General features: G+C 62.3%; 18 protein-coding genes. 6 read left to right on the top strand and 12 right to left on the bottom strand.

Translation table 11 applies throughout. The features are described from left to right. Positions 1 to 4: 4 nt before the first annotated feature. Both BM400_RS04945 and BM400_RS04940 read right to left on the bottom strand, forming a co-directional pair. Entirely contained in the window at positions 5 to 3022 is a 3018-nt protein-coding gene (locus tag BM400_RS04945) for a glycosyl hydrolase (protein ID WP_089837170.1), read from the bottom strand. 79 nt (positions 3023 to 3101) lie between these two features. Then, positions 3102 to 6719: a TonB-dependent receptor gene (locus tag BM400_RS04940; protein WP_245781687.1), complete on the bottom strand. Its 3618-nt coding sequence runs from the start codon at positions 6717 to 6719 to the stop codon at positions 3102 to 3104. A gap of 306 nt (positions 6720 to 7025) precedes the next feature. Between BM400_RS04940 and BM400_RS04935 the strand changes: the two genes are divergently transcribed. After that, complete coding sequence (locus BM400_RS04935) at positions 7026 to 8381, top strand: hypothetical protein (RefSeq protein ID WP_245781686.1); 1356 nt, start codon at positions 7026 to 7028, stop codon at positions 8379 to 8381. Positions 8382 to 8396: 15 nt separating this feature from the next. Here BM400_RS04935 and BM400_RS04930 read toward each other — a convergent pair whose 3' ends face one another. Beyond that, complete coding sequence (locus tag BM400_RS04930) at positions 8397 to 9281, bottom strand: VOC family protein (protein ID WP_089837165.1); 885 nt, start codon at positions 9279 to 9281, stop codon at positions 8397 to 8399. Positions 9282 to 9543: 262 nt separating this feature from the next. Here BM400_RS04930 and BM400_RS04925 point away from each other — a divergent pair, with 262 nt between their 5' ends. Beyond that, on the top strand, positions 9544 to 10221 hold the full coding sequence (locus tag BM400_RS04925) for an RNA polymerase sigma factor (RefSeq protein WP_175528871.1): 678 nt from the start codon (positions 9544 to 9546) through the stop codon (positions 10219 to 10221). Positions 10222 to 10308: 87 nt separating this feature from the next. Here the strand turns inward: BM400_RS04925 and BM400_RS04920 are convergent, their stop codons facing one another. Further along, complete coding sequence (locus BM400_RS04920) at positions 10309 to 10824, bottom strand: bactofilin family protein (protein ID WP_089837161.1); 516 nt, start codon at positions 10822 to 10824, stop codon at positions 10309 to 10311. 257 nt (positions 10825 to 11081) lie between these two features. Here BM400_RS04920 and BM400_RS04915 point away from each other — a divergent pair, with 257 nt between their 5' ends. The 4 genes from BM400_RS04915 (at position 11082) to BM400_RS04900 (ending at position 14486) form a co-directional block, all read left to right on the top strand. Next, the gene (locus BM400_RS04915; protein WP_089837159.1) at positions 11082 to 11780 is read left to right on the top strand and encodes a hypothetical protein; all 699 of its coding nucleotides are present in this window, start codon (positions 11082 to 11084) and stop codon (positions 11778 to 11780) included. 36 nt (positions 11781 to 11816) lie between these two features. Next, the gene (locus BM400_RS04910) at positions 11817 to 12005 is read left to right on the top strand and encodes a YqaE/Pmp3 family membrane protein (RefSeq protein WP_089837157.1); all 189 of its coding nucleotides are present in this window, start codon (positions 11817 to 11819) and stop codon (positions 12003 to 12005) included. Between the two features lie 68 nt (positions 12006 to 12073). Then, positions 12074 to 13846 carry a tetratricopeptide repeat protein gene (locus BM400_RS04905; RefSeq protein WP_141223810.1) on the top strand — a complete coding sequence of 591 codons (1773 nt, stop codon included), beginning with the start codon at positions 12074 to 12076 and terminating at the stop codon, positions 13844 to 13846. Between the two features lie 52 nt (positions 13847 to 13898). Further along, positions 13899 to 14486, top strand: coding sequence for an FmdE family protein (locus BM400_RS04900; protein WP_089837153.1), 588 nt, complete (start codon positions 13899 to 13901; stop codon positions 14484 to 14486). A 119-nt stretch (positions 14487 to 14605) separates the two neighbouring features. On the opposite strand, the gene BM400_RS04895 is transcribed toward BM400_RS04900, so the two are convergent. The 8 genes from BM400_RS04895 to BM400_RS04860 form a co-directional block, all read right to left on the bottom strand. Further along, positions 14606 to 14899: a hypothetical protein gene (locus BM400_RS04895; RefSeq protein WP_089837151.1), complete on the bottom strand. Its 294-nt coding sequence runs from the start codon at positions 14897 to 14899 to the stop codon at positions 14606 to 14608. A gap of 98 nt (positions 14900 to 14997) precedes the next feature. Continuing rightward, positions 14998 to 15486, bottom strand: coding sequence for an OmpA family protein (locus BM400_RS04890; RefSeq protein WP_089837149.1), 489 nt, complete (start codon positions 15484 to 15486; stop codon positions 14998 to 15000). A 21-nt stretch (positions 15487 to 15507) separates the two neighbouring features. Continuing rightward, on the bottom strand, positions 15508 to 15939 hold the full coding sequence (locus BM400_RS04885) for a hypothetical protein (RefSeq protein ID WP_089837147.1): 432 nt from the start codon (positions 15937 to 15939) through the stop codon (positions 15508 to 15510). A gap of 121 nt (positions 15940 to 16060) precedes the next feature. Further along, complete coding sequence (gene gatA, locus BM400_RS04880) at positions 16061 to 17500, bottom strand: Asp-tRNA(Asn)/Glu-tRNA(Gln) amidotransferase subunit GatA (protein ID WP_089837145.1); 1440 nt, start codon at positions 17498 to 17500, stop codon at positions 16061 to 16063. Positions 17501 to 17622: 122 nt separating this feature from the next. Then, positions 17623 to 17958 carry an Asp-tRNA(Asn)/Glu-tRNA(Gln) amidotransferase subunit GatC gene (gene gatC, locus BM400_RS04875; RefSeq protein WP_089837144.1) on the bottom strand — a complete coding sequence of 112 codons (336 nt, stop codon included), beginning with the start codon at positions 17956 to 17958 and terminating at the stop codon, positions 17623 to 17625. Between the two features lie 9 nt (positions 17959 to 17967). Beyond that, positions 17968 to 18246, bottom strand: coding sequence for a DciA family protein (locus BM400_RS04870; protein ID WP_089837142.1), 279 nt, complete (start codon positions 18244 to 18246; stop codon positions 17968 to 17970). Further along, positions 18247 to 19404: a glycosyltransferase gene (locus tag BM400_RS04865; protein ID WP_245781685.1), complete on the bottom strand. Its 1158-nt coding sequence runs from the start codon at positions 19402 to 19404 to the stop codon at positions 18247 to 18249. It lies immediately after the preceding gene. Positions 19405 to 19534: 130 nt separating this feature from the next. Beyond that, complete coding sequence (locus tag BM400_RS04860) at positions 19535 to 20284, bottom strand: sugar transferase (RefSeq protein ID WP_245781684.1); 750 nt, start codon at positions 20282 to 20284, stop codon at positions 19535 to 19537. Positions 20285 to 20589 lie beyond the last annotated feature (305 nt).

Genomic DNA, 20589 nt, shown 5'->3' with positions numbered 1-20589 from the left:
AGCGCTATCTCGTGCCGGCGCGGGACTCGATTTCGAGAGTGACCGGGCCGATGAGGCCGGACGGCAGCAGGGGTGAGGCAGCGTTGTATTTGCGGATGTTGGTCTGCGTGTAGGTCTTGGTGACGCCGGGTTGGGCGTCGCCGATGAGGCGGTTGGGCCACAGGTTGGTCACCTCGAGTTCGAGGCGGTTGGGGCCTGCGGCGAGGCTGTCGGTGATGTCGAGGCGGTAGGGCATGGCCCAGATTGTACCGGCGGGTTTGCCGTTGATCCGTACCGTGCAGATCTCGCGGAGATCGGTGAGGGTGAGGATGGTGCGATCGCCCGCGGTATGGGTGGGCTGAATGGTCGTGCGATAGGTGGCGGTGCCGGAGAAGAAACGGATGCCGGAGTCGGGCGAGGTGGACCAGTCCTGGAAAGTAGTCAGGGTTTGCGGAGTGGCGGGTGCGCCGCGGTTGGGCTGGAAGGCTACCGTCCACTGAGAGGCGGGAAGTTCGGTGACGGCGGCGGGCTGGATCCGGGTGGTCAGTTCCCTGCCGTCGGAGAGCTTGAGGGTGTAGGTTCCGGGGGCAGCGTTGGGGAGACGAGGGGTCTTCGGGTCTCCGATGACTGCGGTGGAGATGGGTGCGCCGTCTTTGCGGACTTCCGTAACGTGGAGACGGGCGGGTTGGGAGAAGAGGACAAAGATGGAGCCGTGGGGATCCAGGTGAAGCGGGACGGTAGTGCGCCCCTCCGCCGCGGTATAGGCGAGTTGTGGAGTCGTGGTTCCTTCGAGTGGGTTCCAGAGCTCGGGCATGCGATTGTCGATGCGGAAGCGGGGGGCCACGTCGATCGTCTTGCCGGTGCGATTGCGGACGAAGTAGATATCGGTCTGGCCTTCGCGGCGGTGAATGTAGTCGAGCTGCGTCTCGGGGGCTTCGAAGTCGGGTGCGAGATGCAGTGTTGCGAGAGCGGAGCGGGTATCACCCCCGCAGAAGACGGTTCCCTTCCCATACGAATGCTGCGCCGGGCAGGACTGCCAGAGATCGTGCGTGAGCTGGACGAAGCGTGACGCGTCCTTCGGAGAGACGTTGCCCGTCGGCGCCAAGGGGGTTTCGCCGATGACGCTTCCACCCTGCTGCACGTAGGCGGCGATGTGCTCCAGAGAGGCGAGGGAGAGACGGCGGCCGTTTGGAAGGAAGAGGAGGCGGTAGGTGTTGCCGGCGGGGGTGCGCAGGCCACTGGGCGTGACGATGAGGGTGCGGAGGAGGGCGTCTTCGTTGGTGACGTCGTAGTCGTAGCCGGGCAGGACGTGAGCGGGATCGTCGTGCTTGAGACGAACAAAGTTGGGGACTTCATCGCCGTAGAAGTAGAGGACATCGTCGACGGCATGGCCCTGCTGAAGGAGGAACTGGGCGCGGTTGAGATAGCTGAAGAAGGGCTCGCTCTGTTGCCACCAGGTGATGCGCGGATTCATATGGGTGCCGGCGAAGTACTCGTTACCCGGCAGGCCGAAGGAGGCAGGCGACGAGGTGAACTCGTGCCAGACAAGTCGATTCATCCCCTCGGTGAGGCCCTGATCGAAGGAGGGTTTGAGGTCGGTCGCCAGGGACTCGGACCAATGAGGACCGATGGAGGTCATACCCTCCTGCGCGACGAACTGTTTGCCGTAGATGTTTGCGGCGCTGGCGGCTTCCTTGGTGAAGTAGCGGTCTTCGTCGGTGGAGCGGTGCTCGTTGGATTGCGCCCAGTATTCGGTCTGGGGGACGGCGGAGGAACGGAAGGTTTCGAGGGCGTCGAGCGGGGCGGAGTGCGGGCCACCGGATTCCGACTGGATGCCCAGGCCGTACTCTTTGGCGCGGTCGGCGAAGTGGTCGTAGTGGTCGGTGACGAGATCGCCCACGGTGCGGCGGAGATCGTTGAGGAAGCGCTCGGAGGTGCCGCGATCGTCGAGGATGCGGCCGGTGACGATGGGGAGGTAGCGGATGGGGTCGTAGCCACGGCGGTGCTGGAACTCGGCCTGGAAGCGACCGGTCCAGTTGGTGCCGCCGAGCTCCCAGGAGTCGGTGGCGAGGTTGACGAGAGTGGTGTGAAGGTAGGGGCGGCTGGCCTCGAGGAGAGGCGTGACGGTGTGGGTCCAGTAGGTATCGAAGGCGGCACGGTCGAGGTAGTCGATGGCGAGCCCCTGCCAGGCGCCGCTGGAGGTGGAGACGCGTGCGTCGGAAGAGGTATAGCCGATGCGAAGGATCTCCCACGCGGTGTTGGTCGGGGCGTGCCAGTTGGTGTGGCCGGAAGCGTCCACCTGCGTGGTGATGTCGAGGACGCTCGAGAGCGTGGCATCGGCTTCTGAAGGATCGCCGGTCGCGGCACCGAGGAGGTTTTCGGTGTGCGGCATGGAGAAGCTGCCTTCGGCGGCAGCCGACTTGAGGCGAAGCTGACGGATGGGCGCGCGTTTGTCGCCTGACTGGCCAGGGAGAGAGGCCCCATGAGCAAGGGGGTAGGCAAGCACAGCGATCTGCTGGTAGAAGCCGTTCTTAATGGCGGGTGTGGGGAGCGTGCCGGGAGCCTTGCCCGCAGCGACGACAGTGCTGGACCAGGTGAGGACCTTCGAGGCATCGGCGGGTTTGACGTCTGGGCCGCCGAGGTTCCAGCCGCTGGTGATGTTGAGGGTGACTTCGAGATGCAGAGCGGCGGCGGTCTTCAAGGCGTGGACATAGAGCTTTGTCCATGCAGGACTGCCGAAGGTTGGACCGGGAGGGACGTCTGCGTTGCCGTTCTGGCTGGAGCCATTGGCGTCGACCAGGAGTACGCCGCCGAAGCCTTTGCGGCTCATCTCGGTGAGCTCGTAGGTGATGGTGTCTTCGGTCGTGTTGCCGTTGAGCCACCACCAGTAGCAGCGCAGCTTGGCCTGAGCCGGCGGGGTCTTGAAGCCCTGGCGCAGCGTTGCCTCCGAGTGGGTGGTCTGGGCAGGTGCACATGCAGGGAGGAGGGTTACCAGCAAAAGGGCAAGGAGAGTCTTTGAGCGAATGGGCGAGCGAATGGGCATGACACCTGAGTTCTGCAATGTTTGTTGAGACTACAAGAAATCCCGGGGCGCGAGGCCCCGGGACCGGAAGAGCAGCAGGTTAGAAGTTGATGCGTGCGGTGAGCTGACCGATGCGTGCGTCGTTGGCCTGGGAGGCAATGCCGTTGGGCGTTGCCAGGGATCCACCGCCCGCAGCGGATGCCGAGTTGGCGACCCCGAGCGAGGTGCTGGGGCCACCCCAGTTCGGAGTATTGAGGATGTTGAAGAACTCACCGCGAATCTCGAAGCTGGTGCCTTCGCGGAGGATGAACTTCTTGAACATCGACAGATCGGCAAGAGGCTTGATGGGCTGGCGGATGTTGAGGTAGTTGCTGTTGGACTGCGAGGTGTAGGGAATACGCGTGCGGAAGGCAGGGTTGGGCGAACGCGAGTCGCAGCCTACTTTGGTTGCGTAGGTGCCGCTGGGGTCGAGGGTCGTGTTGACGTTGGCGACGGTGACCGCGCCTGAGCCCAGGACTGTGGACTGCTGGTAGCAGGTGTTGAACTGGCGGTAGAGGTTCTTGTCGGGCTGGTGGTAGTCACCGATGATATCCACGTTGCTGGGTGCGGCGATGAGTGGACCATTGGCGAGCCGAATGACGCTGTTGAGGGACCAGCCGCCAAGGAGCAAACGCTCGATGTAGGGTTTGCCTGCAAACCTGGGCAACTGGTAGGTGCCGAAGATATTGCCGAACATGGTGGGGTTGTTGTCCTGCACGGAGTAGAGCTTGCCGACGGCGAGCGCGTAGTTGTCCAGGAAGCCGTTGTGCAGCATGACCTTATCCCAGGTGAAATTGCCCTGGAGGCTGAAGCCATGGCGCATGGGACGTGAGACCTGGATCTGGAGGGCGTTGTAGGGGGCTGAGCCGATGGAAGAGTACTGCTCGGTGACGGAACCAAACTCCGGGAACGGAAGCAGGAGGAGGTTGCGCTGGATGGTGGCTCCATTGAGGGAGGGCTGCTGAGGCAGAGCGCCCGCCATCGGGTTAGCTACGGTCGCGTTGAGGGTGTTGGCCATGGCCCCGCCCTGGTTGTAGTACTGCGCCGGCAGGACGTTGATGTTGTGGTTGACCTCAAGACGCGTGGGTCGCGCCCCCACGTAGGCGATCTGCAGAGTCAGGGAACCGGGGAACTGCTGCTGCACGCTGGCCGAATACTGCGCGCTCTTCGGCTGGACGTGATTGGGATCGACGAAGCTGACGCTCTGACCGAGTGCGGTCGAGAGGCCAAGCGAGCTGCCGGTGGGCAGAGCGACACCATTCGGGAAAGGGTTCGAGAGTGTGTTGAGCGGTGTGTTAGCCGTGTAGTTGTTGTAGCTCGTGGTCTGCGAGAAGCCGGTGCCGATGGGAGTTTCGAGCGTGTTGAAGTAGATAATGCCGAAGCCTGCGCGGACGACCGTGCCGGGAGCCGCCTGGTAGGCAGCACCGATGCGCGGCTGGAAGTTGTTCAGGTCGCGCGGGTAGGGGAACCGGTTGGAGCTCGACGTGAACTGGAGGCCACCCTTCACTGCCTGGCCATTGACTGCGATTCCCAAGGGGTTGGCGCAGGTGGTGCAGAAGTTGGAGACCATCTTGTTGTAACGCTCCGTGAAGGGAGACTCGTAGTCCCAACGGAAGCCGAGGTTGACGGTCAGCTTGGAGTTGACGCGCCAGTCATCCTGGACAAACGGGGCTGCGTAGATCTGCTGGAGGGCGTAGGCAGGGGTGATGTTGTAGGAGATGGAGGAGAAGGTACCAAGCAGGAGAGCCGCGATGGGGTCGCCCGAGTTGGCATCGCCGACGTTGTAGTTCTGCTGGGTAAAGCGGCGATCGAAGGCAATGGAGCTCTGGTTGCCCGAGGGGCCTGAGGTGTTGCCGAAGCCGGACTGGGGATTCTGGACGTTGTAACGGATGAGGTTTCCTTCGAAGCCTAGACGGAGCGTGTGGCTGCCGAGCGTCTTGGTGAGGATTTCTTCGATGGATCCTGTGGTGTTCTCGCTGACCTGTCCACCTGCGCCCGCAGCCAGAGTTGCGTAGCCATCGGTGATGGATAGGCCGGGAAAGCTCTTGTACGGCAGGTTGGTTCCGCTGATGCCGAGGGTGCTGAGGTCAAAGTTTGAGTTGCCAGGATAGGCGAGACCGAAGGGATGGTAGAGGAGGCCGAAGCGCGAGTCGAGCACCATGCTGGAGGAGAACTGGTGGACATCGTCGACGCTGCCGCCACGATTGTTGCGGTAGACGCTGTAGCCATAGCCACCGGGACCAATGCCCTTGGGAAAGCCCTGCAGCGGGTAGCTCTGGGTGAGTCCCGAACGGAAGAAGATACCGTTGATCTTGTTCTTCTGGCCGATCGCGTGATCCATGCGGACGATGAAGGAAGGGTAGGTGCTGGGATAGGAGGTTTGGGTGGAGATGTAGTTGGTGCCCGTGGTGACGCCGGCGATGCTGGGCGCCGGAAAGTAGGAGGCGAAGGCCTTACCGGATGCCGTGATGCGCGAGGCGATGTTGTTGTTGGCGAAGAACGCGGTACGGTTTCCGTTGATGTCGACCGGCGAGTTGGGATCGAAGAGCTGGATGCCGTTGGTGCAACGACCGGTGCCGTCGAACGCGGTGCAGAGTGCCGAAAAGTCGCCGCCAAGTTCAGCCGCGGTAGGAACCTTGGTGCTGTAGTTGATGGCGGTGTGCGAGGCGTAGCGCTCGAAGGCGACCATGAAGAAGGTCTTGTCACGACCGTTGTAGAGATGAGGAATGACGACGGGACCGTCGACGACGAAGCCGGTCTGGCTGAGCTGGTCGTTGTTGCGGCGCGTGGGGTTGACTGCGGCGTACTGGGTGGGTACCTTCTCGGAGGTGTTGGCGTTGAGGTAGGTGTTCTGGAAGACGTAGTAGGCGGCGCCGTGGAGCTTGTTGGTTCCGGTTCGGACGACGGTGTTGGTGACGGTGCCGTTACCGTGGCCCACCTGGGCGTCGAAGATCGAGGTCTGGACCTTTACCTCCTCCACGGCTTCCGGCGAGGGGACGAAGCCGGAGTAGCTGGAGCCGGAGAAGCGCTCGGCGGGATCGTCGGGAATGCCGTTGAGGGTAAGGCGGTTGTGGCCTCCATTTCCGGCCGAGACGATCTGGACAGCGACGCCGGAGAAGGGATTGGTGAACTGGCTGGACTTGCCCTGGAAGTATCCGCCGGATCCGCCGTTGAGGACGCCGGCAGCGAGCGTGGCCATGACGAAGGGATTGCGGCCCTCGTTGGGGAGGTCGGTGACCTCCTGCGTGGAGAGGGTGGTGGCGATGTTCGCGGATCCGGTGTCGAGCAGGCTGTTTTCCGCCGTGACCGAGATGGTCTCGGACGCGGCACCGACGGTGAGAGCGAAGTCTACGGTCTGGACCTGGCCGGCCGTGAGGACGACGTCCTGGCGATTTTCCGTCTTGAAGGTTGGCGCGGTGGCGGTGACTTTGTAGGTGCCCGGATTCAGGGCTGGGAAGTTGTAGGCGCCGGCACCATTCGAGACGCCGCTGGTCTTGAAGTGGGTCGAGGTCTCCTCGGCAACAATGGTGGCTCCGGCAACCTTGGCCCCGGTCGGGTCGGTCACCTCGCCCTGGATACCGCCGAGATAACGCTGCGCGCTGGCCGTGAGGGTGAGACCGAAGATGAGGGCGAGAACCGCGGTGAAGCAGGAAATCCTGTTGATGAAACGACTTTGCACTTGAACCTCCGAAGGTTTGAAGCGGAAACAGATGACGCCAGCCGACCGTATCTTTTCCGGAGAACGTTTTCCGTACCCCGAAGCGACGACCGATATGGCTTTGAAAAGACGCCCCATCCTCGGGATCGCAGGTAACGATGGGCAAGTTAATTTACCGGAAGATACCCGCTAGAATTTACCGTTAAAAGTCCATATAAACAAAATGCTTTCAACGACTTATACGATTCCAGAAACACTTTCCAGATGGGAGGTTAGAAGTCGTGCCTGGGTTCAAAACGTGGCCTCTACGTGCTAAACTGGTGGCCTTTGGAGTATGGAAAGATCATGGGCTCCCAGTTGAATGCCCCGGTGGAAGAAGGCCTCGACGAACCGAGCGTCGAAGAGCGTCGCCAATTGATCGACCGGGTTGCGGCCAGTGCGCAGTTCAGACGGTCCGCACGTCTGCGGGACTTTTTGCTGTACGTGGGAGGGCAGTCCCTGAAGGAGGGCCGCCCGGAGATCCATGAGCAGGAGATCGGGACGAAGGTCTTTGGGCGGTCGCCCTCGTACGACCGCAGCCAGGACAATATCGTCCGCGTGAATGCGACGGAGCTGCGCAAGCGGATTGAGCTGTACTTCGCCACCGAGGGTGGGCACGAGACGCTGGTGTTGGAGATTCCCCGGGGAGGCTATAAGCCGATCTTCCGCCGGAGGGTGCCGGGTACGCCCCTGCTCCCGGAGATGGCGGCAGAGACGGAAACGGTCTTGGAAACGTCTGACGCCACTCCAATGCCGCCCCGGAGCCGCCCATCTCTGATTTGGGTGGGTTTATGTGTCATGCTGGCGATTGCCTGCGCAGTGCTGCTGGTGCAAAACCTGACGTTTCGCTCCGCAAGCACTGGATGGGCGGGACGCCCCACTGTGGAATTGTTCTGGAAGGACTTCGCGAAGGGCCAGACGGAGATCGACATCGTTCTGCCCGACGCCTCGGTAACATTGAGCGAAGAGATCACCCACCACAGGATGTCGATGAACGACTTTCTGGACCACAACTTCATCAACCAGGCCGAGCAGGCTTCGCTGAGTCCAGACCGCGTCAGGGACCTGCAGGGTATCTTCGGGCATACTTTGGTGATGCTGGGGGACTTCCTTGCCGCGCAGCAGATCCTCGCGCTGACTCCGATGCTGCCCTCGCTGCGGCTCCAGCAGGCCCGGTCCTATACGACGGACGCAATCAAGCAGAACAGCTTCATCCTGATCGGCGGGCGCAAGGCGAATCCGTGGATGGGGCTCTTCGATGGCCAGATGAACTTCAGCCTGGACTTCGATACCGAGCGTGCCGAGTCTCTGTCGCATGTCACCAATCGGCATCCACGTCCGGAAGAACAGGCGGTCTACACCCCGAGAATGGACGCGAACGCGTTTGCCGGATACAGCGTGATCGCATACCTGCCGAATCCCAGCGGTACCGGGAACGTGATTACGCTCGCCGGGACGGACTCGGAGGCGACCAGGGTGGCCGCGGAGTTTCTCACGTCGGAGACTTCGATGGCGAAGTTTCGCAGCACGCTGAAGGTGAAGAAATTTCCGCACTTCGAGGTGCTGCTGAAGACCTCGCGCTTGAGCGGGACATCGTTCAACGCGGAGATGGTGGCGTACCGGGCTTATCCGGATAACAACTAGACAGCACTCGCTTTCTTATCTGGGCGAAGCGTGGATCTCCGCGATATAGCCGCCGGGGAACCTGACCATGGCGGAGTGCGCACCCGCGTCCGGCGTCAGGATGATGGCGCCAAACGATGTGGCGCGCTTCAACGTGGCGTCGAGATCGTCCACCTCATACCCCGTCGTCTCAAGACCATAGGGGAACGGAAGAATGCCATCGGTGACCATGACGAGCGCCTTGCCGAACTTCGATGCAAGATGAATGCGTCGATAGGTGTAGTTGGTTCGACCAATCTCCGCACCCGGAGCTGCGGCTTCATCGTTCACGACATGGCCCTGCGAGAACTGCAGATAGCTGTGCAGGAAAGCTGTGACCGCGTCGGGTGAGACGTAAATGCGGTTCTCCGGAGGGTGGGCCAAAGCAGGTGATGACGGTGGCCTGGTGTGCCAGTAGATCTGCGTCATGAGCCCACCGGGAAAGCGGAGCACGGCATCGCGGCCGATGGGGTCAGGGAAGGCCTGCACAACAACCTCCGCTCCAGATGCCCGTGCTGCCGTGACGGCGCGATCCATATCTTCCACCAGAAGGCCCGTACGCTCCGAGCCGAATGGATAGGGTATCGGCGTGAGGAAGCCGAAGAGCGAGATATTGCCCGAGGGGGTTTGCAGGAGTTGCGAGGTTGTAGAGCTCGGCGTCGGCGTGACGGTTGTAACGACCTGTTTGGTGCTTGCGCCGCCGAAGGTTCCGAGGAAGCTTGCCACGAAGGCGTCCGTATCGCGAGGAGCTACGTAGACGTGGGTTGTTCCGTACTGTGGAGCGACTGCAACCGTGCCGGACAACGTCTGGGCTTCGAGTGGAAGAAGCGCGATCCATAACGACAGGAAGAGTGTGGGGAGCGTGCGATGTTCTCGGTTCATGGCTTATCTGCGATTGTAGTGTCACGCGTGCCGCGGCGATCCCCGTGCGGATTCCCTTCTCGCGCGCGGTCGTGTGCGAGGCTCGTGCCGAGAGCGGGAAGGGCAACAGCAGGGCCTATGGATACCCAGCGGGCTATGTCTTCCCCCCCCTAAAGAGCCAAATATTTTTACCGCAATGAGGGTTGTGGGTTGCGTGGGCAGGGGTCACTCTAACAACATTGCCACGCTCTCAGATTCGATCGCGGCACAGGAGGGTGTATCCATGCTGCTTAGTCCCAATGAGACGTTCCTGACGGTCTGCGAGGCTCCGATGGAGTCCGAAGAGTCCCGGTTGGTGCGACGGGCGAAGGATGGCGATGAGGCTGCGTTTGTCGAGCTTCACCGGAGGCATGCGCGGCTGGCGGCTTCGGTGATCTTCCGGATTATGAAGAACCCGGAGGATACGGAGGATGTCCTGCAGGAGACGTTCGTGCGGGCGTTGACGCATCTCCATCGCTTCGATGGGCGGTCGAAGTTTTCGACGTGGCTGACGCGGATCGCAATCAATACATCGCTGATGCAGTTGCGCAGGCGGAAGAGCAGGCCGGAGTATGTGCTGGACCGGAACTATGACGGCGAGGCGGAGATCATGCCGGACCTGGCGGATCCTGGGCTGGATCCGGAAAAGAGCTTCCTCCGCAACAGCGCGTTGAGCGAAGTGAGAGGGGCCATGCAGAGGCTTCCGTTGGTGCTCCGGGAGACGATCGCGCTGCGGTGCTCGGAAGGGATGCCGGTGCGGGAGATTGCGAGCACCATGGGTGTTTCAGTCGCGGCGGCGAAGTCGCGCCTGTTACGGGCGAATCAGGCGGTGAGGGAGATCCTGGAAGCAGATGCGAGGGCCCATCTTTACCGGAGCAGCTACACGAGGACGCTGACGGGGGCTCGGGGGCGGCAGATTTAAGGCACTCTCTCGTCGCAACGGCAACAGCGGAGGGAAAATGCGAAGAGCCCCGGAGGGCCGGGGCTCTTCGTGTGCGATGCGATGGGGTTATGCTTCGACGATGACGGGCTCGGGCGTGGCGGTGGAGCGGGTCGGCTCGGAACCAGGCTTGCGGATGTCGATGCCGCCCTTGAAGAAGGCACCATCCTCGATGGAGATGCGTGCGGCCTGGACGTCGCCGGTGAGCGAACCTTCGCTGCGGATGTCGACGCGGTCCGATGCCTGGATGTTGCCGCGCACCTTGCCGAGTACAACGACCTCGCGAGCGAGGATGTTGGCGGCGACCTGTCCGTTGCGGCCTACGGTGACGCGATTGCCAGGCAGGTTGATGGCTCCTTCGACCTTTCCGTCGATGTAGAGAGACTCGGAACCGGAGAGCTCACCCTTGACGATGAGGCTCTTGCCGATGGTGGCCTGGTCGCCGGAGGGAACGGGTGCGGGTGCGGAAGCGCTGGGAACCGACGGGCGGGCGGTAGCAGTCTCGAAGGTTGACGGCACGCTCGAAGGGCGGGTGGGCTCGGGGGCTTGGGGAGTCGTGCTTCCGGGCTGGTTTGGTTTCCACATGATGTCTCTAATTCCTTCCCTGCTACAAATGGTGGGGTCTTCGGTCCTCGCAGTGGACGGCGATAGGCCGGCCCATGGGTGATCTGCGGGAGTTCCACGCTTTCATCACGATACTACTTTGACAACGGTCCCGCGACCCGGGAGACGGTGCAAAAGTTATGGGGTAACCAGCGTGATTCCTGCCGATTTGGGCTGGTGTTTGGCCAAATCCCGGGGGTTTGCTTGCGTTCACAGCGTTCGTGGCCTAATCTGCCGCCATGCAGACCTTCCACTGGGCTTTGGTGCCACTGCTCTTCGTGTTGAACGCGTCGTATGGAGTTTCGCAAGGGAAACCGGCTGCGCCTCCTCGAACGCATGCCGTGACACTGGGTCCGGGAAAGAGCGTTCCGTTTACCCCCCCAGAGGCGGACGCGGCAAACCGTCGGGAAGAGACCGTGACGGTGCGGGTGAGGGCGTTGTTTGTCGACACGCGGCAGCGCGAATGGACGATGGGCGAGGCGCACGATGTGACCGACCGTAGCTTTGTGGTGCGGCGGGCGCTCAGGATCAATGACCGGCTCCCGGGCGAGGCTGCGGACAGGTGGGTTTGGCAGCCAGGACCTTGGCTGCTGGTGGATCGGGTGACAGGGAGGATTGCGGTGGTGCGGCTCCCGGACTTCGATCCAGTGGTGTCGGACGTGGTTTGGTTTCGGGACTTTGGCGCGTATTGCGGGGTGGGAGGACGGGGTGGGCTGGTCGCGGTCGTGGCGCAGATTGGGGGGCGGAAGGCTGTGGCACAGAAGCAGATTGGGAGCTGGCCGCAGGCGAACCACTTTATCCCCGTGTGCAAGGCGGCGGTTTGGGAGAGAGGACCGATGCGGGTGACGATGCAGGCCACCGGAGGCGAGGCGAGCACGTTCGCGGTCGTGGGGACCGCGGCGATTGTGGAGGAGGGGGATGGCGGGGATGAGAATTAGCGGAACCTTGACTCGCCAGGAGGCGTACTGAGCACTATGAGACTGATCATCGCGTTCTTCTTTCCCTGGCTTACGTTCTTTCTGATCGGGCGACCGATTTCGGGGCTGGTCTGCCTGCTGCTGCAGTGCACGATCCTCGGCTGGCTGCCGGCCACGATCTGGGCGGTGTATGCGCTGAGCCAGTACAAAACGGACCGGAAGATCTATCGAGCTCTCAGGGCTTAGCCCTGACGGACGGGCTGCGCGTGGCGGCCTCTCGTTGGATGGCTCGCAATTTCGGGTAAATTCACCTTATGCGATTTTTAGGAAGTCTGGCGGCGGTGGTGTTGGGGTTTGGGGCTGTGGCCTCGGGGCAGTCGATGCCTGGGATGGCGATGGGCACGATGCACACGATTCCCTCACCCGAACAACTGCCGGTGCCGGTGAAGATGACGGGGATCGGGAATGGGCATATCCCGATTACAGCTACCCCCGAGGCGCAGGCCTGGTTCGACCAGGGGCTGAATCTTTATCACGACTTCTGGGACTACGAATCAACCAAGGCATTTGAGCAGGGCGTGCGGGTGGATCCGAACTGCGCCATGTGCTTCTGGGGACTGGCAATTGGGGAAGGGTTTCGGGGTGGTCCGGACTCGATCTACGGACAGAAGGCTCTCACGCGAGCGGTGGCTTTGAAGAAAACGGTGAGCGAGCGGGAGAGGCTCTATATCGAGGCCGCACAGGAAGACTCCAGGCGGAAGAAGAATCCGAAGTACAAGAAGCTGCGGAAGCTGGTGGCGAAGTATCCCGGGGATCTGCAGGCGCGAATCTTTCTGGCGGTGAATCTGCAGGATGGGTACGACGACAAGGGTGAGCCGAAGGCAGGGACCAGAGAGGCAGTCGGGATGCTCGAGGCGGTGCTGAAGGAGGCGCCGAACGATTCGGCGGCGAACCACTACTGGATTCACGCGATGGAGCCAAGCAATCATCCGGAGATGGCCATTCCGAGTGCGGCGCTGCTGGCCAGCCTGGCTCCCACGTCGGGGCACATGGTGCATATGCCTGGTCACATTTATTACCGGGTAGGCAACTATGTGGCGGCGCAGCAGTGGTTTACAGCTTCCACCGAGGCCGACGAGAAGTACATGCGCGAGCAGAAGGTTGGGGTGGATGATGACTGGAACTACGTCCACAATATGCAGTACTCGATCGCAAATCTGATGGAGCAGGGGCGGCTGGTGGAGGCGAATGCCCTTTCGGACAAGCTGAGCGCGGCCCGGGGTGAGCTGTCGGCTACGTTGTATATCTGGTCGGCCCGGGATGACATGGCGCGGGTGAGCAACCGGCTTCCGGTGGCGCTCAGGGTGGGCGACTGGAATGGAGTGCTTGCGATGTTGGAGGGGGCTCCGGTCAAGGAGGCAAATCTGGCGTTTCTGGCGAGTGAGTTGAAGGAGTATGCGCTGGGAATGAAGGCTCTGGACGCGGGCAGGACGGGTGAGGCCGAGGCTGCGGCGGGGCGGCTGGACGTAGGGCTCGACGCGATGAAGAAGACGGTGGATGCGGCGGACGCGAAGAAGAAGTCCGAGAAGAAGGAGAAAGACGATCGGGCCAAAGGGAATGCCGCTCCGCAGGTTCCGGTGATGCCGGATGCGGAGGCCGGTCCCCTCGTGAAGGAGTTCGCGATCGCGTCGCTGGAGCTGCGCGCGGACCTTCTGATTGCGAAGGGGAAGGTCGAGGACGGAAAGAAGCTGTTCGTCGACGCGGCCAAGAAGGAGAAGGATCTGGGGTATCGGGAGCCTCCTTTTTATATCCGTCCGGTGGGCGAGACGGAGGCGATCGCCCTGCTGCGGGCCAGGGACTACGCCGGGGCCAGGGCGGGGTATGAGGCCGGGTTGGCGGATCGGCCGAAGTCGGGGTTCGATCTGTACGGGCTGGCCAGGGTGAAGGAGCTCTCGGGGGATGCGAGCGGGGCGAAGGCGGGGTATGCCGCGTTTCTGACGGCATGGCCCAAGGCGGATAAAGGATTACCGGAGGTGGTGCATGCCCGGGCGGTGGTGGGGGCGGCGGGAACGGTAGGGGCGCTTTAGAAACCCATTTCTCGGAAGCGAGACACGGGCACCCGAGTTCTAGACTGTCTGTATGGAAAGTTTTGAGACGTTGCTGGGTGAGGCGGAGGTAGCGCATGGGCATCTGTGCGCGGGGCAGATTCTTGGGGTGCGGATGGCGATGCTCGGATGCCGCCTGCTTGGGATCGAGGAGCCTCGGGGACGGGACCGCAAGCGGCTGGTGACGTATGTCGAGATCGACCGGTGCGCGACCGATGCGATTGCGGTAGTGACGGGATGCCGGCTGGGGAAGCGGGCGCTGAAGTTTCGGGACTGGGGGAAGATGGCGGCTACGTTTGTCGATCTTCAGGGCAAGGCGGTACGGGTGGCGGCTCTGGAATCCTCGAAGGCCCGGGCTCGTGAGCTCTATCCGGAGATGGGGGATAAGAATCAGCAGCAGATGCGCGCTTACCGGGAGATGCCGGATGATGAGCTGTTTTCCGCGCAGTGGGTGTCGGTGGCGATCGAAGCGCGGGAGATGCCTGGTTACAAATCGGCGCGGATCGTGTGTGCGGAGTGTGGGGAGGGAATCAACTACGACCGGGAGGTCTTGGTAGAGGGGCGGGCGCTTTGTTTGGGGTGTGCGGCACCGGGGCAGAGGTATTTTCAACCTTTGACGTAGCGGCATACCCACCTCGCAAAGGCGAGGTATGAAGCACTCAGGCTGCTCGCATGTTCGGGCTTAAATAAGCGGGGCCGTCTGGTTGGCAGACGGCCCCGTTTCGTTTAAGCCTGTTGGGTCTAGCGGTAGTAGCCGCGGTAAAAACTGTGCTCGCGCTCCCAACGCTCGTGGCGGAGGAACTCTTCGCGACGAAACTCCTCGCGGCGGCGATCGGCGTAGAAGCCACGGTCGTAGACAGGGCCGTACACGGGGCCGCGATAGACGGGGTGGCCGAACTGGACACCGACGGCGAACTGCTGGGCTTGCGCCTTCTGCGGTGCTGCCATCAGGACCGCTCCGGCAAGCGTCCCGGCGAGTATGACCTTCGTGAAGATACCCTTCAAACCATTGGTTTTGATAGAGTTCGTTTTCATGACAACCTCCTGAGCTACATACAAATGAACACTCATTCAGTGCGGGAGTTTCGTGGTTTTACGATTTTTTTGGATTCCCGGGAAAAGGAGCCGGATGGTTATTTCCGGATATAGAGGGAGATGCGGCGGGTATCCGGGGCTTTGTCCGGGATGGGATCCGTGTCGGCTGGGGTCGGTGGTGGAAAGGGCTCGACGACGAGGCGGTTGGGGTCGATGCCCTGGGCTTCCAGTTCTTTGCGCACGGACTCGGTGCGCTGACGGGTGAGGAGATCCTGGTTCATTGGCTTGGAAGACGTGTTGGGGTAGCCTTCGAGGCGAAGACCGACATTCGGGTTGCCGCGCATGACCTGCGCGGCACGGTCGACAGTTGCCAGACCATCGGGGTCGAGGGCCGGTTTCGAGGTCTCGTAGGTGACATTGCCGAGCTGGGGCAGGGCCGTGACAACGGGTGCCGTGGTAGGCGGCGCAATGCGGTGGTGGCGCACGAACCAGACGGAAAAGGCAAGGACGGCGAGAAAGGGCAGGATCCAGAGCCAGATAGAGAGTCGATTGGTCGCTTCTTCGGCTTCAATGCGGTCTTGCGACATGCGGCTTCCTCGCGTCCGGGGTTAGGCGTTCTCTTCCGATTCAATCATGTCGAGGCGGTTTTTCTCTTCGAGGATTTCAACGTGAGGCTCCGGGTGGAATCCGGAGGGAGCCGGCTCGGGAACTTCGGTGGTCTCTTCGATGGAGATGGCCGGGTGATGCCTACGAAAGATCTCATCGACCTGTTCGGTCATCGGCTCGGTGGTTTCGACGGCGACGACCGTGCCTCCGTTGACGATGCCGTCCATGATGTGCGGCAGATCGGCATCGGGAACGCGGATTCCGGCGAGGGTTTCGGTGGAGATTTTGCCGGTGAGTGCGGTGCGCGCGTCGCCGACCACGGCGATGGAAGACTCGTCGACACCGAGTTCGAGGAGATCGTGGACCGTCCCGGAGGCCGAGGCGTCGTCGCGGAACAGGCAGAGGAGCGTGGTTTGTTCAACAGTCTGGATCATGAGTTCTCCCTTCGCACCTGGAAGTTCAGAGGCGCGGATGGAGGGAAAGGATGTACCGAGGGCGCTGGAGCTGGAGCCCCACATCCCGGGAATCGAGATGTGGGGCACCCGCGTGGTGGTGCTATTGGGCTTGCTCGACGGCCTGGGCAGCGCGGAAGAGGGTGGTCTCATCGAAGTGGCGGGCCATAAGCTGGACGCCGATGGGGAGGCCTTCCCTTGTAGTGCCACAAGGGACGGAGATACCGCAGATACCGGCGAGCGAGGCGGAGACGGAGTAGACATCGGCCAGGTACATGGCGACGGGATCGTCGGTCTTTTCGCCGAGCTTGAAGGGCGGGGTGGGGGTCATCGGGGTGACGAGGACGTCACAGACGTCGAAGGCCTTGAGGAAGTCGCGGGTGAGCAGCGTGCGGACCTGCTGGGCCTTCGCGTAGTAGGCGTCATAGTAACCCGCGGAGAGTGAGTAGGTTCCAAGGAGGATCCGGCGCTTGACCTCGGGTCCGAAACCCTCGTCGCGGGTCTTCTTGAACATATTGGAGAGGGTGTTGGCTTCGGTGGAGCGGAGGCCAAACCGGACACCGTCGAAGCGGGAGAGGTTGGAACTGGCCTCGGCGGTGGCGATGACATAGTAGGTTGGGATCGCGTATTTGGTGTGTGGGAGCGAGACCGGGACGATGGTGCATCCCTTCTCTTTGAGCTGTTCGATGGATCGGTCGATGGCGGCGCGGATCTCGGGGTCGAGGCCTTCTTCGAAATACTCGGCAGGGACGCCTATACGCAGACCTTCGACTGGGCGTTCGAGCGCGCCGACGTAGTCACCCACGGGGCGATCGGCGCTGGTGGCGTCGAAGGTATCCTGACCGGCGAGGACGTGGAGCATCGTGGCGGCGTCGCGGACAGTGCGGGTGAAGGGGCCAACGCGGTCCAGCGATGAGGCAAAGGCGATGAGGCCGTAGCGGGAGACACGTCCGTAGGTGGGCAGGAGGCCGACCACACCGCAGAAGGCGGCTGGCTGGCGGATAGAGCCTCCGGTGTCGGTACCGAGGGTGGCTACGGCAAAGTCGGCAGCCACGGCTGCGGCGGAGCCACCGGAGGAGCCTCCGGGGACGCGGTCGAGGGCGCGTGGGTTGCGGACGGGGCCATAGGCGGAGTTTTCGTTCGATGAGCCCATGGCGAACTCGTCGCAGTTAAGCTTGCCGAGGAGAATGGCTCCGGCCGCCTCGAGTCTGGTGACGGCGGTCGCGTCATAGGGCGGGCGATAACCCTTGAGGATAAGAGAGCCGGCGGTAGCGGGCGCTCCGGTCATGGCGAGCACGTCCTTAATGCCAACGGGGACGCCCGCGAGAGGAGGCAGGGGCTGGCCGGCGGCGGCGAGGGCGTCGATACGGCTGGCCTGGGCGTAGGCGCGGTCGCGGGTGAGGGCCAGGTAGGAGTTGATTCCCTTGCCTTCCGGGCCGTCTTCGGCGGCGATCCGGGCGTAGTGGGCGTCCGCGAGCGCAGTGGCGGTGGTGGTGCCGGCGGCGATGGCGGAACGGACGCTGTCGATGGTTGGTTCGGTCACTTCGGTGTCTTCCTCGGCGGGTTCGGTGTAGCGATGAACCCCATGTCCCAGGGGCTAAAGCCCCGTTTCGTGGCAATTTGGCATGTCCGCGCTGAAGCCCGGACCTATCTGAGAAGCTGTACTTAGCGCTCGATGACCTTCGGAACCTTGAAGAAGCGGCCGTCGGTTTCGGGGGCGGATTGCATGACGGCCTTGCGATCGACGGAGGGACGGATCTCGTCGGAGCGGAGCTCGGAGCCGGTGGTATCGAGTTCGCGGCTGCCGATGTGGGCAAGCATGTCGCCGACCTGAGCCATGATGGGGACACCGGTAGTGTCGAGGGACTGAAGCTGCTGGACGTGGCCGAGGATGGCGTTGAGGTCGCGCTGCATGAGCGGCTCCTCTTCGGGGGTGAGCTCAAGGTTGGCGAGCTCGGCGACGCGGCGGACGTCTTCGATCGTGACGGATGCGATGCTCATTGCGGGTACTTACCTCTTTCGTTCAAAGTGTATCGCGGTGATGGGGACGCCCGCGATCTTTTGGAGGTCGTGCTGGAGGATGGAGCGCGTAGCGTTGAACTGCTGCAGCCACGTTTGGTCGGCGACCTGGACCGTGAGGGTGCCCTCCTCAAGGCCTACAATCTCTCCGCGCTCGGCGAGCACCCGGCCGCAGGCGATGGGCCACGCCGAGGCGAGGCGATCGGCAGGGCTCAGGGCACGGAGGCTCTGGCGGAGGTTGTGGCGGAGGAGATCGCGCATATTTTCCATTTAGGAAGCTCCTGCGATGCGGTCGATGTCGGCGGCTGGAACGATCTCGTTCGCTGCGCTGGGGAGCTTCTCGAGGACGAAATCGCGGATGGCACGGAGAAACACCGGGGTGGCGAAGGTTTCGGCCCAGAGTTGCGTCGTTTTAGGAATGAAGGACGCTTCCCTGCCCTCGAAATCGAGGATACCCTGCTCCAGGGATGCAGCGGTTTGTTCGGGAAAGAAGACGCCGGTGGTGGGACTGACGGTCTCGAGGGAGCCACCGGCCCCGTAGGCGATCACGGGGCGTCCACAGGCCTGAGCCTCGAGGGGGACCATGCCAAAGTCCTCGTCGGCGGCGAAGAGAAGGGCGCGGCATTGGGAGTACTCACGCCAGAGGTCTACGGTGGAGAGCTCGCCGAGGAAGGTGACGGTGGGGCCTGCGATTTTTTTGAGACGCGCGATCTCGGGGCCGGTGCCGGAGACGCGCAGCGGACGGCCGAGGCGGTTGCAGGCTTCGATCATGAGCTCCGTGCGCTTGTAGGGGACGAGGCGCCCGGCGGCCAGGTAGTGTGCGCCTGGGTTTTCAGCGATCACGGCTCGATGGAGATCGATGGGAGGATGGATCACTCTGGAGTCGCGATGGTAAAAGCGCTGGATACGGGCGGCAACGTAGTTGGAATTGGAGAGGAAGTATGTCACCTTGGCGGCGGAGGCAAGGTCGCGGCGACGGACGTATCCGGCGGTCGCGGAGAAGATGGCCCTAGTGAGACCCTTCATGCCGTCCCGGTAGGCCTCGTAGCCGTCGTAGAGGTAGCGCATGGGGGAGTGGCAGTAGCAGATGTGAGTCGCGTGGGGAGAGAGTCGGATGCCCTTGACGGGGCCTGAGTCCGAAGAGAGGACGAGGTCGAAGGCCCGGAGGTCGAGGCTGGCAGCTGCAGCCGGGTAGAGGGGCATCATGTGGCGATGATGCGTGGTGCCGAAGGGGAGTTTCTGGAGGAAGGAGGTGTGGAGGGTGCGGTTTTTGAGAGAGTCGGGCAGGCCGGGAGGAGCGGCGACGAGCGTGAAGAGTTCAGCTTGCGGGAAGAGGGCGGCAAGGCACTCGGCGACGCGCTCTCCGCCGCCGCGCGTGACGAACCAATGATGGACGATGGCTACGCGCAGGGTGATGGGCCTCTCCATCGAGGATACCGGATGTTCCGGGGCGGGCAAAGGCGGGGCGGCAGCGGGAATCTGACACGGAAAAATACGCGGCGTTTCGCTCGGAACAGCGTATTTTGACGGTCTATTTTGCCGGTCTATTTTGACGGTCTTAGAAGGCGCCGTCCTGATTGGCGACCGAACGGAGGGTGCGTGCGAGAATCTTCAGATCGTTGGTGAGTGACCAGGTTTCTACATATTTCTTATCGAGCTGGACGCGGGCGGGGTAGCTGAGGGTGCTTCGTCCGGAGACCTGCCACAGGCCGGTGAGGCCTGGGTTCACGCGGCAATAGAAGCTGAAGTATTCGGCGTACTTTTCGACCTCGGCGGCGACGATGGGGCGCGGGCCGACAAGGCTCATGGTGCCGTTGAAGACGTTCCAGAGCTGCGGGAGCTCGTCGAGCGAGTATCGGCGCAGGAAATAGCCAAAGCGGGTGATGCGTGGGTCGCGGCGGAGCTTGTGGGTCTGCTGCCACTCCTTGCGGGCCTCGGGGTGTTGAGCGAGGTAGTCTTCGAGCACCTCGGCGGAGTTCACGCACATGGTGCGGAACTTCCACATCGAGAAGAAGCTCCCGTTCCGGCGGAGGCGGCGATGCGAGTAGAAGATTGGGCCCGGCGAGGTCAAGACGACCAGAGCGGCGATGACGGCGAGTATGGGAAGAAAAAACGGGGCCGAGGCAATGACGAGGAGGCAGTCTGCCCAGCGCTTGATGACGCGGTACCGGAAGAGCTGGGAAGGAACGCGGTTGCGCCGACCTGAGTCCGTCTGGGTGCGGGTTGAAGTCTCCGTATAGCCAAAGCCGACGTCCATGGTCGAGGAGTCGGCTGGAGAGTTCGTAAATTGGTGTTCCGCTTGGCTCAAATCACTGCATCCTTGTGGCTCGCGGTGCGCGAAGCCAGACTGTTATGCCTGCTTGTTGTCACCTAATACGCGGTTTGCGAACGATTGCGCGGGAGTCCGGACGTGAAGGGGTACCCTTCTTCAAGTCTAACCTCAAACGATAGAGACAGTTGCTGACCCTCAGGCTCTGAAGGGAAACCCTCATGTCTTATTGCTTACTGTGATGCAGGAAGAGGAACAAGTGCTGCCCGAGGATGCGAACCGGTCTTTTATGGTGTGGATGTCTCCCAATACTCTACCTGCGGAGCGAGAAAATGCGTGAAAAA

Source organism: Granulicella pectinivorans, from assembly GCF_900114625.1.
In the GTDB taxonomy this organism is placed as follows: domain Bacteria; phylum Acidobacteriota; class Terriglobia; order Terriglobales; family Acidobacteriaceae; genus Edaphobacter; species Edaphobacter pectinivorans.
The sequence above is the reverse complement of the archived record's forward strand: the minus strand, read 5'-3'. Positions and strand labels throughout refer to the sequence as shown.